The following is a 19976-nucleotide window of genomic DNA, read 5'->3' on the forward strand; positions in this document are numbered from 1 at the left end:
ACCGTACCCCCTTCAAAAAAAACGGCACGGGCTTCGACCCATGCCGCTCTTTTCCCATTCCGCCCGAGCGATCGGCCTTACTGGTCGACGCGCTCCCGCAATTCCTTCCCGGGCTTGAAATGCGGGACCCGCCGATCCGGCACCTGCACGCTCATGCCCGTCTTCGGGTTGCGTCCGAGCCGCGCCGGGCGATGGTGCAGACAGAAGCTGCCAAACCCGCGCACCTCGATCCGCTCGCCGGCCTGCAGGGCGTTCGACATACGTTCCAGCAGACCCTTGACCGCGAGCTCCACATCCCGCTGGTCCAATTGCGGCTGGCTCGCCACGAGGCTCTGAATAAGTTCCGACTTCGTCATCGCCCTAAAGCCCCATCACTCCTTCTGCCCGAGCTTCTCTTTCAGCTTGTCGCCCAAAGACGAGGTCGCAAGCGGCGCCCTGCGCGTATACTCCTGCACGGCCTCGTTCTCGCGCTCCATGTCCTTGGCGCGTACCGACAGCGTGATCTTGCGGTTCTTGCGGTCTATGGTCATGACCTTGGCCTCGACCGTATCCCCTTCCTTCAACACCGCGCGGGCGTCCTCGGTACGATCACGCGCCGCCTCCGCCGCCCGCAGATAGCCCTCGACGTCATCGGCGAGCTTCACAGTCGCGCCCTTGGCATCCACCGCCGTCACCACCCCGGTCACCACCGCGCCCTTGCCGTGCTCCGCGCAATAGTTATTGAACGGGTCTCCTTCCATCTGCTTCACACCAAGCGAGATCCGCTCGCGCTCGGGATCGACCGCCAATACCACGGCCTCGAGTTCATCGCCCTTTTTCAGGTCACGAACCGCCTCTTCCCCGGCGCGGCTCCACGACAGATCCGTCAGGTGAATCAACCCGTCGATACCCCCCTCGAGCCCCACGAATACCCCGAAGTCGGTGATCGACTTGATCTGACCCTTCACGAGGTCGCCCTTGTTGTGCGAGGCCGCGAATTCCTCCCAGGGATTGGGCTGGCATTGCTTGATGCCAAGCGAGATGCGTCGGCGCTCCTCGTCGATGTCGAGGATCATGGCCTCGACCTCGTCACCCAACTGCACGATCTTGGTCGGGTGCACATTCTTATTGGTCCAATCCATCTCCGAGACATGGACCAGGCCCTCGACGCCTTCCTCGATCTCCACGAACGCACCGTAGTCCGTGATATTCGTGACCTTGCCGAAGATCCGGGTCCCGATCGGGTAGCGCCGGGCCAGATCGACCCACGGGTCGTCGCCCAGCTGCTTTAAGCCCAGTGACACGCGGTTGCGTTCACGATCGAAGCGCAGGACCTTGGCCTCGACCTCATCCCCGATATTGAGCATCTCCGAGGGATGCTTCACGCGCTTCCACGCAAGATCGGTGATATGCAAAAGCCCATCCACCCCACCCAGATCCACGAACGCGCCGTAATCCGTGAGGTTCTTCACGATGCCCTTCACGATCTGGCCTTCCTCGAGATTCGCGAGCAGCTGGTCGCGCTCCGCCGATATCTCGTTTTCCACGACCGCGCGCCGCGAGACCACCACGTTGTTGCGCTTGCGGTCGAGCTTGATGACCTTGAACTCCAGCTCCTTGCCTTCGAGATAGGACGGATCGCGTACCGGACGCACATCCACCAGCGAACCGGGCAGGAACGCGCGAATGCTGTCGATCGCTATGGTAAAGCCGCCCTTCACCTTGCCGGTCATGATGCCGGTCACGACCGTCTGCTTCTCGAACGCCTCCTCCAGCACATCCCAGGCCTTGACGCGACAGGCCTTCTCGCGCGACAGGCGGGTCTGGCCGAAGCCGTCCTCCATGTATTCGATGACCACCTCGATCCGGTCGCCCGCCTTGACGCCGACCTCGCCATTGGCGTTGCGGAACTGTTCCGTCGGAATCACGCCTTCCGACTTAAGGCCGGCATTGACCACCACGACCTCGTCATCGACATGCACGACCTCGCCCACAATAAGACTTCCGGGGCGCATCTGGCAGGACTGCATGCTCTCTTCAAACAATTCGGCAAAGCTTTGGCTCATGTATCTCTGGTCTCAAGGCCCCGAAGGGGCGGCTGGGCCGGCAGCGGACGTCCGGCCATTGGTCTTTGATCCGGTGCATGAACGACGACTAGGCCGAACGGCTCACCATGGTGAGCACCCGGTTGATGACGTCCTGAAGCCCGAGGGCCGACGAGTCGAGCACGACGGCGTCTGGGGCTGGCTTGAGCGGTGCGACCGCGCGATTGGCGTCGCGCTCGTCCCGCTCCCGAATCTCCTGTATAAGCTGTGGAAGCGTAACACCGAACCCCTTTGCCTTCAACTGATTGTAGCGGCGCTCGGCGCGCACCTCGGGGCTTGCGGTCAGAAAAACCTTCAGGAAGGCATCGGGAAAGACATGACTGCCCATGTCCCGACCATCGGCCACCAGCCCCGGGGACCTGCGCGCGGCGCGCTGGCGGTCCAGGAGCGCCTGACGCACGCCCGCGAGCGCCGCCACCCGGGATGCCGCATCCGCGGCCTCGGGGCCGCGCAGGGCCACGCTGCACTCGCGCCCGTTGACATAGACCTGCGGTTCGGCCGCCGCCCCGCCGGCGAAGCGCAGGTCGAGCGCGGCGGCGAGCGCGCGCAGCTCACGCTCGTCGTCGCAGGCCACCTGCGCCCATGAGGCCGCAAGACCCAAGGCGCGGTAGACCGCGCCGCTGTCCAGATAATGCCAGCCGAGCCGCTCGGCCACCCCCATGCCGACCGCGCCCTTGCCGGAGCCCGACGGGCCGTCGATCGCGAGCACCGGGATCATGAGGCGCTCACCTCGAGATCGAACCCGACGGCCTTGGCGCAGGCCACGAAACCCGGGAATGAGGTCGCGACATTGCGGCAGTCGCGTACCGAAACGGCGTCCGCGGCCCTGAGACCGGCGACCGCGAACGCCATCGCCACCCGGTGGTCGCCGCCGGACTCGATGACCCCGCCCGTAAGCGGCGTCCCGCTGATGGCAAGCCCGTCCGGGTATTCCTCCACGGCCACCCCGAGACCTGCCAGACCCCGCGCCATGACCGCCAGCCGATCGCTCTCCTTGACCCGCAACTCCTCGGCACCACGCACTATCGTCGTCCCCTGAGCGCAGGCCGCGGCGATGAAGATCGCCGGGAATTCGTCGATGGCAAGCGGCACGAGTTCACGGGGTATGGCGATACCGCGCAAGGGCGCGGCGCGCACCACAAGATCGGCGACCGGTTCGCCGCCCGCCACGGTCTCGTTCTCGGCCTCGATGTGCGCCCCCATGGCGCGCAGGATGTCGATCACACCCCGCCTAGTGGGGTTCATGCCAACCCGTGGCAGACGTATACAAGACCCCGGTACGATGCTCGCCGCCACCAGGAAAAACGCCGCCGACGAGAGGTCCGCGGGGACATCGAGCCGTACCGGATGCAAGGGTCCGGCGCCACCCTCCAGGGTGATCGTGGCGCCGTCGCGGTGAATCGGATAACCGAAACCGGCCAACATGCGCTCGCTATGATCGCGGCTCGGGGCCGGCTCGATCACCACCGTACGCCCCCGGGCGTACAGGGCGGCCAGCAGGATCGCCGACTTCACCTGGGCGCTGGCCACCGGCAGACGATATTCGATCGCGCGCAAGCCCCGCCCCCCCACGATATGCAGCGGCGGCCGCCCACCCTCTCCGGTCTCGATCACCGCCCCCATCGATCGCAGCGGCACCGCCACCCGCTCCATCGGCCGGCGCATGAGGGATTCATCGCCAATGAGACGCGCCCCAAACGGCTGCGCCGCCAAGAGTCCCGCGAGCAGACGCATGCTAGTGCCGGAATTGCCGAGATCGAGGGCCCCCACCGGGGCCTTCAGGCCATGGAGCCCGACCCCATCGACCGTAAGCCGCCCATCGCGGGGGCCGTCGATGGCCACCCCCAGCGCGCGAAACGCGGCCACCGTCCCGAGGACGTCCTCGCCCTCGAGGAGACCCGCAATCTCGCTGCGCCCCTCGGCGAGCGCGCTTAGGATGACGGCGCGGTGCGAGATCGACTTGTCGCCGGCCACCGTCACCGTCCCGGTGAGCGGACCCCCGCTCCTTACCGTGTAATCAATGCTTGCCATGGGTGCTCCTGCGCATCAAATCGGCACGAAACGCCCGGGCCTTCGCGAAATGGCTCAAAAGTCCCTCGAAATCCCCGCACGCCAGACGCTCACTATAGCCCTTCAGGCGCTCGGCGTAGGCGGCAAGCGCCGGGGCAAGCGACGCGCCATTGGCCGCACAGATATCCCGCCACATGACGGGATCGCTGCCGGCGATACGCAAAAAATCCTTGAGTCCGGCACCGGTGAATGGCGCCAACGCCTCGGCCGGCGCGTACTCCGCGAGCAGCTCGGCACACGCAAACGCGAGCAGGTGCGGGAGATGGCTCGTATAGGCCACGAGCCGGTCGTGGGTCGCGGCGTCAGCCATGACCACATGGGCCCCGGCCGCTGTCCACATCGTGCGCACGGCGCGCACCGCCTCATCGTCGGTGGTCTCCGTAGGTGTCAGGATGACGCTACGACCAGCGAACAGATCGGCGCGCGCGGCCGCTGGCCCCGAACACTCGCCGCCGGCCATGGGGTGACCGGGGACAAAGCGGGTGAGACCAAGCGCGCGCGCGGCCTCGGCCACCGACTGCTTGGCACTTCCCATGTCGGTCACGACGGCATGCGCCGGCAGGCACCGGGATAGCCTCGCGAGCAACCCGGGCAAGGCCCCGAGCGGTGTCGCCAACACCATGAGGTCGGCATCGCGCGCCGCCGCCTCGAGATCCTGCGTGTCATCGATCAGGCCGTGGGCGCGCGCCGCCGTAAGCGATCGCGGGTCCTCGTCCACCCCCACGATCCGGTCCACGAACCGGGCGTTACGCAAGGCCGCGGCGAGCGATCCTCCCATGAGACCCACGCCCACGACCGCAAGCCGGGGGGCGCCGATCACGGCCTCGTGTGCCGCGGGATTCACGCGGCCCTCATGATATCGGTGAGGGCGCGCATGAGGCGTGCGTTCTCCTCGGGCCGCCCGACTGTGATACGCAGATGCGCGGTCATGCCATAGGGCTTAAGCGGCCGGACGATGACACCCTGGCGCAACAACGCCTCATAGAGACGCGCGGCATCACCCACCTCGACGCACAGGAAATTGCCCACTGACGGGAGGACGCCAAGACCGTGATCCCGGAGGGCCACGGCGAGCGTGGTGCGATCGGCGGCGTTCACCGCGCGCATCCGTTCCACATGGGCCTCGTCCGACAGCGCCGCCACGGCCGCTGCCTGGGCCACGATATTCACATTGAAGGGCTGACGCAGGCGGTTCATGAGGTCCGCAAGCGCCGGGTCGGACACGGCATAGCCGACCCTTAGGCCCGCAAGCCCGTGGATCTTGGAGAACGTCCGCACAACCACGAGATTCGGGTGGCGGGCCAGGAACCCACAGCCGTCCGGGTAGCCCGGCTCGGTCACATATTCGAGATAGGCCTCGTCCAGGACCACGATCGTCGATGCCGGCACCGCCGCCAGAAAGGCCGCGAGTTCATCTTGGCCAAACCACGTACCGGTCGGATTGTTGGGGTTGGCCAAAAACACCATGCGCACACTCGGACTCAAGGCGTGCGCCATGGCATCGAGGTCATGGGCGTAGGCGCGCGATGGCACCTGGATCATATGCGCCCCTATCCCGCGCACACTGATCGGGTAGGCGGCAAAGGCGTACTCATCACAAAGCGCGGTCTCGCCTGGACAAAGAAAGGTACGGGCGATGAGTTCCAGGACGTCATTGGATCCGTTACCGAGCGTGATCTGGCGCTCCGACACCCCGAGGTGTTGCGCCAAGGCACGCTTCAAGGCAAAGCCGCCGCCGTCGGGATAACGTTCCATCTGCGCCAAGGCCGCCGCAGCCGCCGCTTTCGCCTTCGCTCCCGGGCCATAGGGGTTCTCGTTCGAGGCGAGCTTGACCGCCCCGGTCACGCCCAGTTCGCGCTCCAGCTCCTCTATGGGCTTGCCCGGCTGGTAGGGCACCAGGCCGCGGACGCCGGGCGCCGCCAGGATCACGGGGTCACATGCCATCGCCATCACACTCTCCGTTCTCGTCAGGGTTGCGCCGCTAGACCGCCTGGGGGTAAGAGCCAAGGCGTCGCACGACCCCCCCGCGCTGCTCGAGTTCGGCCAACGCCTCCTCGATCACCGGGTCCCTCTCGTGGCCTGCGATATCCACGAAAAACACATACTCCCACAAGGCCCGCTGCGCGGGGCGCGACTCGATGCGCAAAAGGCTTATGCCACGCCGCGCGAACGGTTCGAGCAGCGCATGCAGGGAGCCCGGGGTATGGGGGGCGGTCAGCAACAGACTGGTCTTGTCCTGCCCGCTCGACCCCACGGCATGCCGGCCGATCACAAAAAACCGTGTGGCGTTGTCGGGGGCGTCCTCGATGTTCTCCGCCAGGATCGGCAGGCCCCAGTGGGCGGCGGCCTCGCGCGAGGCGATCGCCGCCAGATGCGATTCCGAGGCCGCGCGCCGCGCCGCCTCGGCATTGTTCGATACCGCCACCTGCTCACAATGGGCGAGATGCCGCTCTATCCATCCGCGGCACTGGGCCAGGGCCTGGGGATGGGCGGCGACGTGCGTGATCTCGTCTAGTCCCTGCGCGCGCGCCAGCAATTGATGGTGGACCCGCAACACCACCTCGCCCACGATCACAAGCGGCGAACGCATGAGCAGGTCGTGCGTATGATTGACGATCCCCTCGGCCGAATTCTCCACCGGGACGACGCCGAAGTCCGCGGTCTTGGCGGTCACCGCACGGAACACCTCGGCGATGGTGGCCTGCGGCAACGCCGCCACCGCGCCCCCGAAATGCTTGCGTAGGGCGCCTTCCGTAAAGCTCCCCTCGGGCCCGAAATACGCCACGGCCAAGGTCTGCTCCAGGGCCAGACAAGTCCCCATGATCTCCCGGAAGATGCGCAGCACGTCCTCTTCGGGCAGCGGTCCCTTATGGCGCGCACGCACGCGGGCCAACACCTGCCGTTCGCGCTCCGGGCGATAGAACACCGCATCGCCGCAGGCCTCCTTGACCCGCGCGATCTCCTGCGCGGTCCGCGCGCGGTCCGCGAGCAGACCCTGGATCTGCTCATCTATGGCATCTATGCGGGCACGGTGCTCATCCAGTCGCCACTCGGGATCGTCAGGACGCTCAGACATGGCTTCAGGCCGAGATTCTGCGCACCGACATCACGCCCGGAATGGCCGCAATCTCGTCATACACCGCATCGGGAAGCGCGCTATCGAGATCGACGAGCGTATAGGCGAGATCGCCGCGCGATTTATTGACGAGGTTATGGATATTGAGTCCGGCGCGGGCCATGGAGGTCGAGATCTGCCCGACCATATTGGGCACATTGGCATTGGCCACCACCAGTCGGCATACCCCTTCCCGCGCCACCACGACCTCGGGAAAGTTCACCGCGTTGCGGATGTTGCCATTCTCCAAAAAGTCGCGCAGCTCTTCGGCCACCATGATTGCGCAATTGTCCTCGGCCTCCCGGGTCGACGCGCCCAAGTGCGGCAGCGCCACCACCTTCGGGTGGCCCTTTACGTGGTTGGTCGGGAAATCACACAGATAGGCGTGCAGGCGCCCGGCGTCCAGGGCGGCAACCACGGCGTCATCGTCGACGACCCCCTCACGCGCGAAGTTGAGCACCGTCGCCGTGGACTTAAGGAGCCCTACGGTCTCGGCATTGATCATATGGCGCGTGGCATCGACGAGCGGCACATGAAAACTCACGAAATCCGCCTCACGCAGGAGCGCCGCGACACTGGCGGCCTTCTGGACCTCCGCCGACAGCTGCCAGGCCCCTTCCACCGTCAGTTCGGGATCGAAACCTATGACCCTCATGCCAAGCGAAAGGCCGGCATGGGCGACCAGCCGTCCGATCGCGCCCAGACCCACGACTCCCAGGACCCGCCCCGGCAGCTCGAACCCGGCATAGGCCTTCTTGCCGGCCTCCACCGCGCGGCTGATCTCGGCATCGCTCCCCTCGAGCGTGGCCGCAAACTCCCACGCCCCGCGCAGGTTGCGCGCAGCGATCAGCAGCCCGGCGACCACCAACTCCTTCACGGCGTTGGCATTGGCGCCCGGGGCGTTGAAGACCGGCACGCCACGCTGGCTCAACGCCGCCACCGGGATGTTGTTCACCCCGGCCCCCGCGCGCCCCACGGCCTTGAGCCGCGCCGGCAGCGGCATGTCGTGCATCTTGAACGAGCGCACCATGATGGCATCCGCGTCATCGACATCGGCGCCCACATGAAAGCGTTTGGCATCGAAACGCGCGAGGCCCAGCGGCGAAATCTGATTCAGCGTCCGGACCTTGAACATCAGCCGTGTCTCCGCGCGAAGTCCCGCATGAAGTCGACGAGCGCCGCCACCCCTTCCTCCGGCATCGCATTGTAGAGGCTGGCGCGCATACCACCCACGGAGCGGTGCCCCTTCAACTGGAGCAGGCCCGCGGCCTTGGATTCCTTCAGAAACACCTCGTCGAGACCGGCGTCTTTCAGGGTGAATGGGACGTTCATCCACGACCGGCAGGTCTTGGCCACCGGGCAGGCATAAAATCCCCCCGACCCTTCGATGGCGTCATACAGGAGCCGTGCCTTACGCTCGTTCACGCGCGCCATGCCGGCAAGACCACCCTGTTCCTTGAGCCAGTCGAAGACCAGACCGGCCATGTAGATGGGGAAGGTCGGCGGGGTGTTGTACATCGAATCATTGTCGGCGTGGGTCCGGTAATCGAGCATGATCGGCATGCCCGGGAGCGCCTGACCCACGAGGTCCTCGCGCACGATCACCACGGTCAGGCCCGACGGTCCGATGTTCTTTTGCGCGCCGGCATAGATGAGGCCGAAGCGGCTCACATCGACCGGCCGCGACAAAATGGTCGAGGACATATCCGCGACCAACGGTACCGCGCCGGCATCGGGAATGAATGGGAATTCCACCCCGCCTATGGTCTCGTTGGGGGTGTAATGGAGGTAGGCCGCCTGCGGATCGAGCCGCCAGTCACCGACCGCGGGGATGTCCGTGAAACCACTGGCCTCGCCGCTTGCCACGACATTCACCTCGCCAAAGCGCCGCGCCTCGGCAATGGCCTTCTTGGACCATTCACCGGTATGGAGGTAATCGGCGCGGTTCTTGCCGCGCAACAGGTTGATGGGCACCATGGCGAACTGCAGGGATGCGCCGCCCTGAAGGAACAGCACCTTGTAGGAGTCCGGGATACCCATGAGTACACGCAGGGACGTCTCGGCGCGCGCGGCGATATCCAGAAACTCCTTGCCCCGGTGGCTCATCTCCATGACCGACATCCCGCTGCCGTGCCAGTCGACCAGCTCCTCCTGGGCCTTGCGTAGCACCGCCTGCGGCATGACCGCAGGTCCCGCCCCGAAATTAAAGATCCGCGCCATCGTCATCTCCCGCATCCATCGCCTGCGTTTCCGCCCCGACCTCGCTACCAAGAGCGGCGGTCTCCTCGATCTTCTCCACGCTCACCAGACGCTCGTTGGCGTCGAGCCCCATCAACCGTACCCCCTGCGTGTTGCGGCTTTGCAGGGATATCTCCCGGGCGCACATACGGATCAGGCTTCCCGTATCGGTGATCATCATGACCTCGTCGTCGTCGCCCGCCAGCACCGCTCCCACGATCGCGCCGTTGCGCTCGGTCACCTGCATGGATATGACACCCTGACCGCCGCGATTGTGGCGCGGGAATTCAGAGAATGGCGTGCGCTTGCCGTAGCCGTTGGCGCTCGCCACCAGCACCACCTGATCCCCCGCCGCCGGATCGGCGATCATCAACGACACTACCCGTTGACCCTCGCGCAGGCTCAAGCCCCGCACCCCGCGGGCGTTGCGGCCCATGGAGCGCACATCGCTTTCCTGAAAGCGCACGGCCTTGCCAGCATCGCTGAAAAGAAGGATATCACTATTGCCGTTGGCGATGCCCGCGCCCACCAGCACGTTGCCGTCGACCAGATCTATGGCCACGATCCCACTCGTGCGCGGGCGCGAGAAATCGGCGAGCGGCGTCTTCTTCACGGTCCCGTCGGAGGTCGCCATAAACACCGACTTGCCTTCCTCGAATGCCGCAAGCGGCAGGATCGCAGTGAGCTTCTCGCCCTCTGCGAGCGGCAGGAAATTCACGATCGGCCGCCCCTGGGCCCCGTGCCCGGTCTGCGGCAGGTCATAGACCTTGAGCCAATAGGCCTTGCCGCGGTTCGAGAAACACAGCACCGTGTCATGAGTGTTGGCGACCACCAGGCGGTCCACGAAATCCTCCTCGCGCATGCGCCCGAAGCTGCGTCCTTTGCCCCCGCGCCGCTGTGCCCGATAATCGGCCAGCGGCTGGCACTTCGCATAGCCGGCATGCGACAGGGTGACGACCACCGTCTCCTGGGCGATCAGGTCCTCGCGACTCAAGTCGAGCCGCCCGGCGAGGATCTCGGTGCGCCGCTCGTCTCCGTACTGGGCCTTGATCGCGGCGAGCTCCTCGGCGATGACCGTCATGAGCCGCGCTTCACTACGCAGGATCTCGGACAGGCCCTCGATCTTGCGCAGGATCTCCTGATACTCCTCGTGGATCTTGTCCTGCTCCAGACCCGTCAGGCGGTGGAGCCGCAGATCAAGGATGGCCTGGGCCTGGGTCTCGGTCAGCACATAGCGGTCTTCGAGCAGGCCGACGTCGGCCGGCAGGCCCTCCAGGCGCGAATGGGGGCCGGCATGGCGCAACAAATCGGCGACGAAGCGGGCCGACCAGGGGCGCCCGAGCAGTGCCTGACGGGCGGTCGCCGGGTCCGGCGCGGCCTTGATCAGGGCGATGATGGCGTCGATATTCTCGAGCGCGACCGCGAGACCCTCTAGGATATGGGCGCGCTCACGCGATTTGCGCAACTCATAGAGCGTACGCCGCGTGACGACCTCGCGGCGATGACTCAAAAAGGCCTTCAGGATCTGCGGGAGACTCAGAAGGCGCGGCTGACCGTCCTCGAGGGCCACCATATTGATGCCGAACACGGTCTGCAGGGCGGTCTGCTGGTAGAGATTGTTCAGGATGACCTCGGCATTCTCGCCGCGCTTTAGCTCGATCACCATGCGCATGCCCGATTTATCGGACTCATCGCGCAGCTCCGCGATGCCCTCGAGCCGCCCTTCCTTGACGAGCTCGGCGATCTTTTCGAGCAGACGGGCCTTGTTCACCTGATAAGGGAGCTCGTTTACGATCAGCGCCTGGCGATGTCCGGGGCGTTCCTCCTCGATCTCCACGCGCGAGCGCACATAGATCTTGCCGCGTCCGGTGACATAGGCCTCGCGGATACCGGCGTTGCCATTAATGATCGCCGCCGTCGGAAAGTCCGGGCCCGGGATATGGACCATCAGGGCCTCGACCGAGAGGTCGGGGTTTGCGATCAATGCCAGCAGGGCGTTTATGACCTCGGAGAGGTTGTGCGGCGGGATGTTGGTCGCCATGCCGACCGCGATCCCCGAGGAGCCGTTGACAAGCAGATTCGGTATGGCGGTGGGCAGCACCGACGGCTCATGTTCCGACCCGTCGTAGTTCGGCGCGAAGTCCACCGTCTCCTTGTCGAGATCGGCGAGCAGCTCGTGGGCCACACGCGCCATACGGATCTCGGTGTAACGCATGGCCGCCGGGGCATCGCCGTCCACCGACCCGAAATTCCCCTGGCCGTCGACCAGCGGGTAGCGCATCGAGAAGGTCTGGGCCATGCGCACGATGGTGTCGTAGACCGCCGTGTCCCCGTGTGGATGGTATTTACCGATGACATCACCCACCACGCGCGCCGACTTCTTGTAGGGGCGATTCCAGTCGTTGGAAAGTTCGCGCATGGCAAACAGCACGCGCCGATGGACGGGCTTCAGACCGTCGCGCACGTCCGGGAGGGCGCGCCCCACGATCACGCTCATGGCGTAATCCAGGTACGACTGACGCATCTCCTCTTCGAGATTGACCGGGATGGTTTCTTTAGCGAATTGATCCATCGGGTTTGGGCCGCGCTGCGGCCTTAGGACCTCTTAAGGGGGCTTTCAAAGATAGTTCCTCAGCATACCATAAACGGCCGGTACACCAAAGGCGGAGCCTCTTCCAACACAGGGCCCCGTCATTCACCTCCCCAAGTTCTTGATGAGGCGAAGGGCATCCGAATCCGCTGGCTTTTGGGGCTCGCCTCTGCTATAACGGAGGGCATGAACGATCCGGGCCAAGATGGGGGGGGTGGATGTGTCGCACGTGCGCGTGCGCCTGATCCGTCCGGGCGAACGCGCCGAGTGGGACCGCTTGATGCGCGCCCACCATTACCTGGGGCTTGCCGCGCTCGTGGGGCGCAGTCTGCGCTATGTGGTGGACAACCCCCTCCGTGTGGGGGTGGACAACCCCCTCCGTGTGGGGGTGGACAACCCCCTCCGTGTGGGGGTGGACAACCCCCTCCGTGTGGGGTGGACAACCCCCTCCGTGTGGGGGTGGACAACCCCCTCCGTGTGGGGATGGACAACCCCCTCCGTGTGGGGGCGGAGGCGGATGGCCAGTGGCTGGCGCTCGTAGGCTGGGCGTCGGCGGCCTTGAAGTGCGCCCCGCGGGATGCCTGGATCGGCTGGGCGAAGGCCTTGCAGTGGCAACGTATTGGGCTCATCGCCAACAATGCCCGCTTCCTGATCCTGCCGGGCGTACAGGTGCGGAACCTCGCCTCGCGGATTCTGGGCCAGAATCTCGCGCGTCTCTCGGCGGATTGGCAGGCGGTCCACGGCCACGGCCTTCTGCTTGGCCTGGACCTTCATCGATCCGGCGCGCTTTGCCGGCACCTGCTACCGGGCGGCCAACTGGATCGAACTCGGGCCCACGCGCGGCTTTGCCAAATCCAACGATACCTATGTCGCCCATGGGGCCCCTAAGCGGATCTGGGTGTACCCCCTCCATAAAAAGGCCCGGCTGATCCTCTCATCGCCACGCCCGCACCCAGACCTACCCCGCCAGGAGATGAAGACCATGACCCTGACCGACGTGGACGCAGCCGCACTCTTTGCGCGTCTGGGGTCCTTGGAAGACCCCCGTGCGAGGCGCGGGCTGCGCCACAGCCAGCGCTCGCTCATCGCCATCATCCTCTGTGCCGTGATCAGCGGGGCGCAGGGACCGACGGCCATCGGCGAATGGGTCAAACGCCTCCCGCCTGCGATGCTGCGTCGGTTGCGGTGCCGTAGGACCGCCGATGGCCGCTATGAACCCCCGTCCGAGCCCACCATTCGCCGCCTGTTGCAGACGATCGATATCGCGGCCCTGGAGGAGAAGCTCGGGGATTGGCTGCACACGCAGGGCGTAGCCGAGGAACCGGTGGCACTCGATGGCAAAACCTTACGGGGATCGCAGGATGGGGGTCATGCACGGCAACTGGTCGCTGCGTTCGGGCACACGAGCCATGTGGTCTTCAATCAAGTGGAGGTGGCCGACAAGGCGAGTGAGCAGAAGGCGGTAAAGCCCTTGCTCGACCCCTTGACCTTGGCGGGTCGGGTGGTGACCGCGGACGCCCTGCATACCCAAACAGAGACCGCCCGTTATGTGGTCGAGGACAAGCAGGCGCACTACCTCTTCACTGTTAAAGACAATCAGCCTACGCTCAAAGCCGACATCGAAGGCCTCCATCGGGAGGCCTTTCCCCCTCAGCACGTGACGACGGATAAGGCCCATGGGCGCGTGGAGACCCGACGTATCTGGGTGAGCGATAAGCTCAATGGGTATGTGACGTTTCCCTATGCGGCCCAGGTGGCCTGCGTGGAGCGCGAGATCTTCCACGTCAGAAAACATACATGGTCGCCCCCTATTTGCCAAGCCTTCACGTTATGACGGTCAGTAAGGTAAAGATTGCTGTCATACATCCGGACTTTGTATGAGGGATACCCCTCTGTCCCTGATGGAATCCGCTGATCGAGGCCTGATCACAAGAGCGTGCTGAAGGCACGGTGTTTAAGGCAGGTTTCCTCGATCACGGTCTGACCTTATTGCCATCACGTCGTGATTGCCTGTGTAATCGGTGGTGAGCCTCTTTCTATCAAAACCTCTCTTTCTGGCAGTCGGCTCCTCACGCGGCCACGGACACCGGTGTGAAGCCTTCCTGGTAGTCTCGCCCATGGGCGAGCAGCGCCCAGTCTCGCCCATGGGCGAGCAGCGCCCACACGATACGGGCGTTCTTGTTCGCGAGCGCGACGGCCGCGACGTTCTTGTTGCGCCGGCCCATGAGCCGCTTGAGCCAGCTATCCGTATCAGTCTTGCGCTCCGAGGCGCGGATCACGGCGCGCGCCCCGTGGATCAGAAGGGTGCGCAGATACACGTCCCCGCGTTTACTGATGCCAAGCAGCGTGGGCTTGCCGCCACTGGAGTGTTGCCGGGGCACAAGCCCGAGAAAGGCGGCGAACTGGCGGCCGTTGACAAAGGCCGTTGCGTCTCCGATCGAGGCCACGAGCGCGCTGGCCGTGAGCGGTCCGATGCCGGGGACTTTCTGGAGCCGCCGGCTGGCATCGCTCTGGCGGTGCCACGCCTGGATTTCGGCTTCGAGCTCGTCTACCTGGCGGTCCAGCTCCTTCAGATGGGCGGCCAGCCGCGCGATCAACGGGCGCATGGTGTCGGGCAGGCCGTTGTCGGCGTCCTCCAGTATCCTCGGAATCTGTGGGGCGATACGACCGAGGCCTTGCGGGATCACAAGCCCGAACTCCGAGAGCAGTCCGCGAATCTGATTGGCCTGCGCGGTGCGGGCCTTCACGAACGCCTGGCGGGCGCGGTGGACAGCGAGGATGGCCTGGCTCTCGGCCGTCTTTCCAGGCACGAAACGCATAGTGGGACGCGCCACCGCCTCACAGATCGCCTCGGCGTCGGCGGAATCATTTTTGTTGGTCTTCACGTAAGGCTTCACGAATTGCGGAGCCATCAACTTCACCGTGTGTCCGAGGGCCGTCAGTTGCCGGGCCCAATGATGGGCGCTGCCACAGGCCTCCATGCCGACGAGGCACGGCGGAAGATTGCCAAAGAATGCGAGCACCTAATGGCGCTTTAGGGATTTCCTCAGAACGGCCTTGCCGCGGGCATCCACCCCATGGATCGCGAAAACCGTCTTTGCCAGATCCACTCCGATCGTTGTAATCTTCATCGTCGTCTCCTCTCTATTTGCGTGGTCTATCGCACCACTCACTTTGGCACGTCTGATGCCGTTTAGGGAGGGGGCGACCATCCCATTACAAGACGACCCTCGAGCGGGTCTATCTGATTGGCAGCCAAAGCCGCACTGAAGCGAGCCCCGCACAACTGCTGGCCCAGAACCGAGGCCATTGGGGCATCGAGAACCGTCTGCACCACGTACGCGACATGGCCTATGACGAGGATCGTTGCCGGGCCCGCAAGGGGCACACCCCCCGGACCCTCGCCTGCCTGCGGAACTTCACTATCAGCCTCCTGCGCCTGTTCCACGTCGCGAACATCAAAGCGGCACCGCGGGGCTTGGCGGCCCAAGCCGATCAGGCCTTAGCGATGCTGCGTCTGTAAAGCCCCTAAAACCAGAAGACAAGGCCCGCGCGGGGTCCCCCCGCCGCAGGCGTTCGCCTCGTTCTCGCCTTTTTGGGAGACACTCTCCCCAAAAAGCGGTCCCCCCGCCGTTTCGGGCCGCCCACCCCATCGACTGCGCTCGCCTCAGGCGTTCAGTGATCGAGGCGCTGCGTGAGCGCGTGACTTTGACGGGACCGTGACACCGTCCAGCAATTCTCAATGTGGCAATGACCGTGAAGGCTGGACAAAAGGTGCGGTCTGCGGTATAACAGCGCTGGGCCATGGTACGCGAGCGCGGCGTGACGGATCTTGTTACCGAAAATCGGTACGCGAGCGCGGCGTGACGGATCTTGTTACCGAAAATCCCCTGAGTCTCAATGTCTTAGTGGAATCGCTCAAAGAAGTGATGCGGGCGGCTCCCGACAAACGGACGGGGAAGAACTGCGTCTATAGCATGGAAGATGCAGCGCTGGCGGCCTTTGCCATATTCTTGACGCAAAGCCCGTCGTTTCTGGCCTATCAGAGGACGATGGAGCAGACCCGTGGCCAAAGCAACGCGCATGGCGGCCTTTGCCATATTCTTGACGCAAAGCCCGTCGTTTCTGGCCTATCAGAGGACGATGGAGCAGACCCGTGGCCAAAGCAACGCGCAGACGCTCTTGGGCATGAGTCAAATCCCAACGGACAATTGTGTCCGCACGATGCTCGATCCCGTGGCGCCTGCTCACCTGTTCCCGCTCTTTACGCAGATATTTCAGGCCCTGAACGCGAGCGGCCACATCGATCCCTTTCGGGTGGCACTCGATGCCTGCGCAAGCGGTCCGGGCCAGCTCCTCATCGCCCTGGATGGGACGGCTTATCACTCCTCCCCTACCATCCATTGCCCGCAATGCACGCGCATCGAGCACCAGAACGGCTCTGTGAGCTATCAGCATACGGTCATCACACCGGTGATCGTGACCCCGACTTTAAGCCGGGTGATTCCCCTGGCGCCGGAATTCATCGTCCCCCAGGACGGTCACGACAAGCAGGATTGCGAGACGGCGGCGGCCAAGCGCTGGCTTACGACCGCCGCCCACTACCGGGATCAGCACGTCACCGTGCTCGGCGACGACCTCTATAGCCGTCAACCCCTGTGCGAGCAGATCCTGGCGGCGGGGTTAGACTTCCTCTTGGTCTGCAAACCCAGCTCACATCCCACGCTGTACGAGTGGGTCGAGAGCCTTGCGCGTTCGGGGGTGTGACGACCCATCAGATCACGCGCCGCAAGGGTAAGCAGGTCTTTACCGACACCTATCGCTTCGCGTCAGAGCTCCCCTTGCGCGGCCACGAGGATGCGCTTTGTGTGAACTGGCTGGAACTGACCACCACCGATGCCGCGGGCCAAACGATGTACCACAACGCCTGGGTCACACGGCATACGATTCACCCCGGTAACGTCGCCATCCTTGCGGGCGCCGCTCGGGCGCGATGGGGCATCGAGAACGGCGCTAACAACACCCTAAAGACCAAGGGTTACCATTTCGAACACAATTTCGGACACGGCAAGCGCCATCTCTCGTCCCTTTTGGCGACCCTGAATCTGCTCGCCTTCCTGTGGCACACCGTGCAGGAGATGACCTACCGGAAGGTCCAGTTGCTGCGCGCGAGCCTCCCCACCCGTCAGACCTTTTTTGACGATATCCGGGCGTTGACCCGGTATCTGTGCTTTCCCAGTTTCGAGGCCTTGCTCGACTTCATGCTGAAGGGCCTCACAATCGACGCGCCCGACAGCAGCTGAGAGCTCTTATGAGTGACCTTCGGTTTTGCGGCCACACACTGGAACCGGCGGAGCTTGCGCTGATCGTCGAGTTGGCAACCCGCTATGGTCGCTTAAGCCGCCATGAGCTGGCACAGACGGTGTGCGAGCTCCTGGGCTGGCAGCGCCCTAATGGACAACCGAAGACGATCGAATGCCGGGCCCTCCTTGAACGGATGCAGGAGGCGGGACTGATCGGCCTGCCCGCGCTGAAGTCCGGTCGCCCGCGCGGGGCGGGGTCGTCGGTTCCGGTCAGCCCGGACCCAGAGTCAGCCCCGCTCGACGCGCCGCTTGCCACCCTGCAGCCAATCAGGCTTCAGCGCGTGGCAACCCCAGGAGAGCGGACCTTGTGGCGCACGCTCATCGAGCGCCATCATTACCTTGGCCATCGCGTGCCCTTTGGCGCCCATCTCCGCTACCTGATCCAAACGACATCCCCGCATCCCAGGGTCCTGGGCTGCCTGCAGTTCTCCTCGCCGGCCTGGCGCCTGAAGGGACGCGATCAGTGGATCGGCTGGGACGATGCCACCCGCGCTCAGCACCTGCAGTCTGTCATCTGCAACTCCCGCTTCTTGATCTTGCCCCACGTGCGGGTTCCCAACCTCGCGAGTCATGTGCTGGCGCTCGCGTTACGCACCGTTACCACCGATTGGACGGCCGCCTACGGCATACGCCCCCTCCTGGCCGAGACCTTGGTCGACCCCGCTCGCTTCACCGGGCATTGTTACCGCGTAGCCAACTGGATTGATGTCGGCCTCACCACGGGCCGCGGCCGTGAAGACCGCCAACACACACGCCATGGGGTAAGCCCTAAGCGGATATGGCTCTATCCCCTCGCGCCCAACGCCCGACAGAGACTCACGCAAACCCTGTAGATCGACCGCTACCCCGTTTCACACACGCCATGGGGTAAGCCCTAAGCGGATATGGCTCTATCCCCTCGCGCCCAACGCCCGACAGAGACTCACGCAAACCCTGTAGATCGACCGCTACCCCGTTTCTGAAGCGGCGTTACTTCACATTGAGAATTGCTGCTCTTCCAACATGAGATGAGTCTGGAGGAGGGGTTGTGTTTCTAACATGAAATGAGTCTGAAGCCGGATCGGGTTTTGTTCATGATGGGGAGATGCAGACCCTTATGAACCTCGATAACCTGACCTCCATTGATCAGCTCGCGGACTTTTTGTCCGGCACCCAGACGGTGGCCTTTTCGGTACTGAGTAGCCCTGCAGCCCGCTACGAATGGGTGCAAAAGACCCTGGTCCGATTCCGGTATCCCACCCTCTCCCGGGCCGACCAGGGGGTCGTGATTCGCGTACTCGTCAAGGTCAGCGGCTACTCCCGGCAGCAGATCACGCGCCTGATCGCCCAGTACCGCACGAGCGGCGCCGTGAGACGCCGCCAGAGGACCGTGGCGGGCTTTACGCCGAAGTACAGCCCCGCCGATATCGGTCTGCTGGCGGCGATGGATGAGCGTGTCTTTCCGGTAAGCATGCAAGAAACGGTTTTTTGTCCCTGCTAACGTTCGCTGCGTATTTCAACCGATGAGGAACGCAGCGAATGAACGAGACCAGGCAGACGATGGAAGGGCCGGAGGGCGGCGAGACGTTTGAGTCCACACGAGCGCTCTTCCAGCGCTGGCGGGAGAGCCGCCAGCGGGGCGCACGGATCCCCAAGGCCTTATGGGCCGCGGCCGTGGAGATGGCCCGGCAGTACGGGGTAGTACAGACTGCACAGCGTCTGCATGTGGATGGCCCGCGGCTCCTAAAGCGCATGGAGGGCGCGGGGTTCGCGAGGGCCGCCGACCCGCACACTGTGACCTTTGTCGCGTTGTCGAGATCGACACCCGCGGCCAGGACAGGAATCGCTGAGTGTGTCGTGGAGATTCAGAATGCGCGTGGGGGGACGATGCGGGTAAGCTTGCAGGGCTCGGGCAGGGCTCGGGGCTTACCCAGCTCGCACCGCTGTGTGCGGCCTTCTGGGGCGCGCCATGATCGCCATCACCCCGCACATGCGCGTGCTGGTGGCGGTGGAATCGGTGGACTTTCGGGTCGGCATCGACGGCTTGGCGCAACGCTGCCGGGCGGTCCTGCGCGAAGAGCCCTTTCAAGGCACGGTATTTCTCTTTCGCAGCCGCTCGCACACGGCGATCAAACTCCTCATCTATGACGGCCAGGGATTCTGGCTCTGTCACAAGCGCCTGTCACGCGGTCGGTTTCGTTATTGGCCCCAGGCTGCAGACGGGGTGGTGAGTGAGGCCTTAGCACACGAGGTGCAAGTTCTATGACGGCCAGGGATTCTGGCTCTGTCACAAGCGCCTGTCACGCGGTCGGTTTCGTTATTGGCCCCAGGCTGCAGACGGGGTGGTGAGTGAGGCCTTAGCACACGAGGTGCAAGTCTTGCTGAGCGCGGGGGACCCAACGCAATCCCACGCCCCGCCGTTGTGGCGCCCGGTGGGCGCTAAGCGGGGGCCGCGCTCGCCGGCTGCGGTCCCGCGGGGCGGGGACGAGGCCGGGCTTGGGGTGGGGGCTTGCGTTCCATAACCACGCGCGGTAAGA

At 64.6% G+C, this 19976-nt stretch carries 16 protein-coding genes and 3 pseudogenes; 8 read left to right on the top strand and 11 right to left on the bottom strand.

All coding sequences use genetic code 11. The annotated features are described in order from the left end of the window. Positions 1-77 precede the first annotated feature (77 nt). The 10 genes from C4901_RS12095 to gyrA form a co-directional block, all read right to left on the bottom strand. On the bottom strand, positions 78-356 hold the full coding sequence (locus C4901_RS12095; RefSeq protein WP_110137550.1) for an integration host factor subunit beta: 279 nt from the start codon (positions 354-356) through the stop codon (positions 78-80). 15 nt (positions 357-371) lie between these two features. After that, positions 372-2045 carry a 30S ribosomal protein S1 gene (rpsA, locus tag C4901_RS12100; protein WP_110137551.1) on the bottom strand — a complete coding sequence of 558 codons (1674 nt, stop codon included), beginning with the start codon at positions 2043-2045 and terminating at the stop codon, positions 372-374. An 88-nt stretch (positions 2046-2133) separates the two neighbouring features. Continuing rightward, positions 2134-2802 (bottom strand): (d)CMP kinase, encoded by a 669-nt coding sequence (gene cmk, locus C4901_RS12105; RefSeq protein ID WP_110137552.1) that lies wholly within the window; start codon positions 2800-2802, stop codon positions 2134-2136. Beyond that, the gene (gene aroA, locus C4901_RS12110; protein ID WP_110137553.1) at positions 2799-4115 is read right to left on the bottom strand and encodes a 3-phosphoshikimate 1-carboxyvinyltransferase; all 1317 of its coding nucleotides are present in this window, start codon (positions 4113-4115) and stop codon (positions 2799-2801) included. The genes cmk and aroA overlap by 4 nt, the downstream gene beginning before the upstream one ends. Beyond that, on the bottom strand, positions 4102-4998 hold the full coding sequence (locus C4901_RS12115; protein ID WP_110137554.1) for a prephenate dehydrogenase/arogenate dehydrogenase family protein: 897 nt from the start codon (positions 4996-4998) through the stop codon (positions 4102-4104). Before C4901_RS12115 ends, aroA begins: the two co-directional genes overlap by 14 nt. Then, a complete protein-coding gene (gene hisC / locus C4901_RS12120; protein ID WP_110138638.1) occupies positions 4995-6098 on the bottom strand; it encodes a histidinol-phosphate transaminase in 1104 nt (367 codons plus the stop codon). The genes C4901_RS12115 and hisC overlap by 4 nt, the downstream gene beginning before the upstream one ends. Before the next feature lie 37 nt (positions 6099-6135). Continuing rightward, the gene (gene pheA / locus C4901_RS12125) at positions 6136-7230 is read right to left on the bottom strand and encodes a prephenate dehydratase (RefSeq protein ID WP_110137555.1); all 1095 of its coding nucleotides are present in this window, start codon (positions 7228-7230) and stop codon (positions 6136-6138) included. A 4-nt stretch (positions 7231-7234) separates the two neighbouring features. Continuing rightward, on the bottom strand, positions 7235-8404 hold the full coding sequence (locus C4901_RS12130) for a phosphoglycerate dehydrogenase (protein ID WP_110137556.1): 1170 nt from the start codon (positions 8402-8404) through the stop codon (positions 7235-7237). Then, on the bottom strand, positions 8404-9489 hold the full coding sequence (gene serC / locus C4901_RS12135; protein ID WP_110137557.1) for a 3-phosphoserine/phosphohydroxythreonine transaminase: 1086 nt from the start codon (positions 9487-9489) through the stop codon (positions 8404-8406). The genes C4901_RS12130 and serC overlap by 1 nt, the downstream gene beginning before the upstream one ends. After that, positions 9473-12079: a DNA gyrase subunit A gene (gene gyrA / locus C4901_RS12140; RefSeq protein ID WP_110137558.1), complete on the bottom strand. Its 2607-nt coding sequence runs from the start codon at positions 12077-12079 to the stop codon at positions 9473-9475. The genes serC and gyrA overlap by 17 nt, the downstream gene beginning before the upstream one ends. Before the next feature lie 501 nt (positions 12080-12580). Here gyrA and C4901_RS19495 point away from each other — a divergent pair. Together C4901_RS19495 and C4901_RS12150 are read left to right on the top strand one after the other, a co-directional pair. After that, a pseudogene (locus C4901_RS19495) lies at positions 12581-12781 on the top strand (Druantia anti-phage system protein DruA); the annotation flags it as partial. Between the two features lie 73 nt (positions 12782-12854). After that, on the top strand, positions 12855-13931 hold the full coding sequence (locus C4901_RS12150; RefSeq protein WP_110137560.1) for an ISAs1 family transposase: 1077 nt from the start codon (positions 12855-12857) through the stop codon (positions 13929-13931). Between the two features lie 235 nt (positions 13932-14166). On the opposite strand, the pseudogene C4901_RS12155 reads toward C4901_RS12150, so the two are convergent. Further along, positions 14167-15228, bottom strand: a pseudogene (locus C4901_RS12155) (IS110 family transposase). A 215-nt stretch (positions 15229-15443) separates the two neighbouring features. On the opposite strand from C4901_RS12155, the gene C4901_RS19500 reads away from it, so the two are divergent. The 6 genes and pseudogenes from C4901_RS19500 to C4901_RS19505 all read left to right on the top strand — a co-directional run bounded on the left by C4901_RS19500 (position 15444) and on the right by C4901_RS19505 (position 19961). After that, a complete protein-coding gene (locus C4901_RS19500) occupies positions 15444-15620 on the top strand; it encodes a hypothetical protein (RefSeq protein ID WP_370445920.1) in 177 nt (58 codons plus the stop codon). 406 nt (positions 15621-16026) lie between these two features. Next, positions 16027-17400 (top strand): annotated as a pseudogene (locus C4901_RS12165) (ISNCY family transposase). A gap of 8 nt (positions 17401-17408) precedes the next feature. Beyond that, on the top strand, positions 17409-18293 hold the full coding sequence (locus tag C4901_RS12170) for a DUF4338 domain-containing protein (protein ID WP_110137562.1): 885 nt from the start codon (positions 17409-17411) through the stop codon (positions 18291-18293). Positions 18294-18544: 251 nt separating this feature from the next. Continuing rightward, complete coding sequence (locus C4901_RS12175) at positions 18545-18940, top strand: hypothetical protein (RefSeq protein WP_110137563.1); 396 nt, start codon at positions 18545-18547, stop codon at positions 18938-18940. Positions 18941-19408: 468 nt separating this feature from the next. Further along, on the top strand, positions 19409-19705 hold the full coding sequence (gene tnpB, locus C4901_RS12180) for an IS66 family insertion sequence element accessory protein TnpB (RefSeq protein ID WP_145960712.1): 297 nt from the start codon (positions 19409-19411) through the stop codon (positions 19703-19705). Positions 19706-19736: 31 nt separating this feature from the next. Then, complete coding sequence (locus C4901_RS19505; RefSeq protein ID WP_110137565.1) at positions 19737-19961, top strand: hypothetical protein; 225 nt, start codon at positions 19737-19739, stop codon at positions 19959-19961. Positions 19962-19976: the final 15 nt, after the last annotated feature.

Source organism: Acidiferrobacter sp. SPIII_3, from assembly GCF_003184265.1.
GTDB lineage: Bacteria > Pseudomonadota > Gammaproteobacteria > Acidiferrobacterales > Acidiferrobacteraceae > Acidiferrobacter.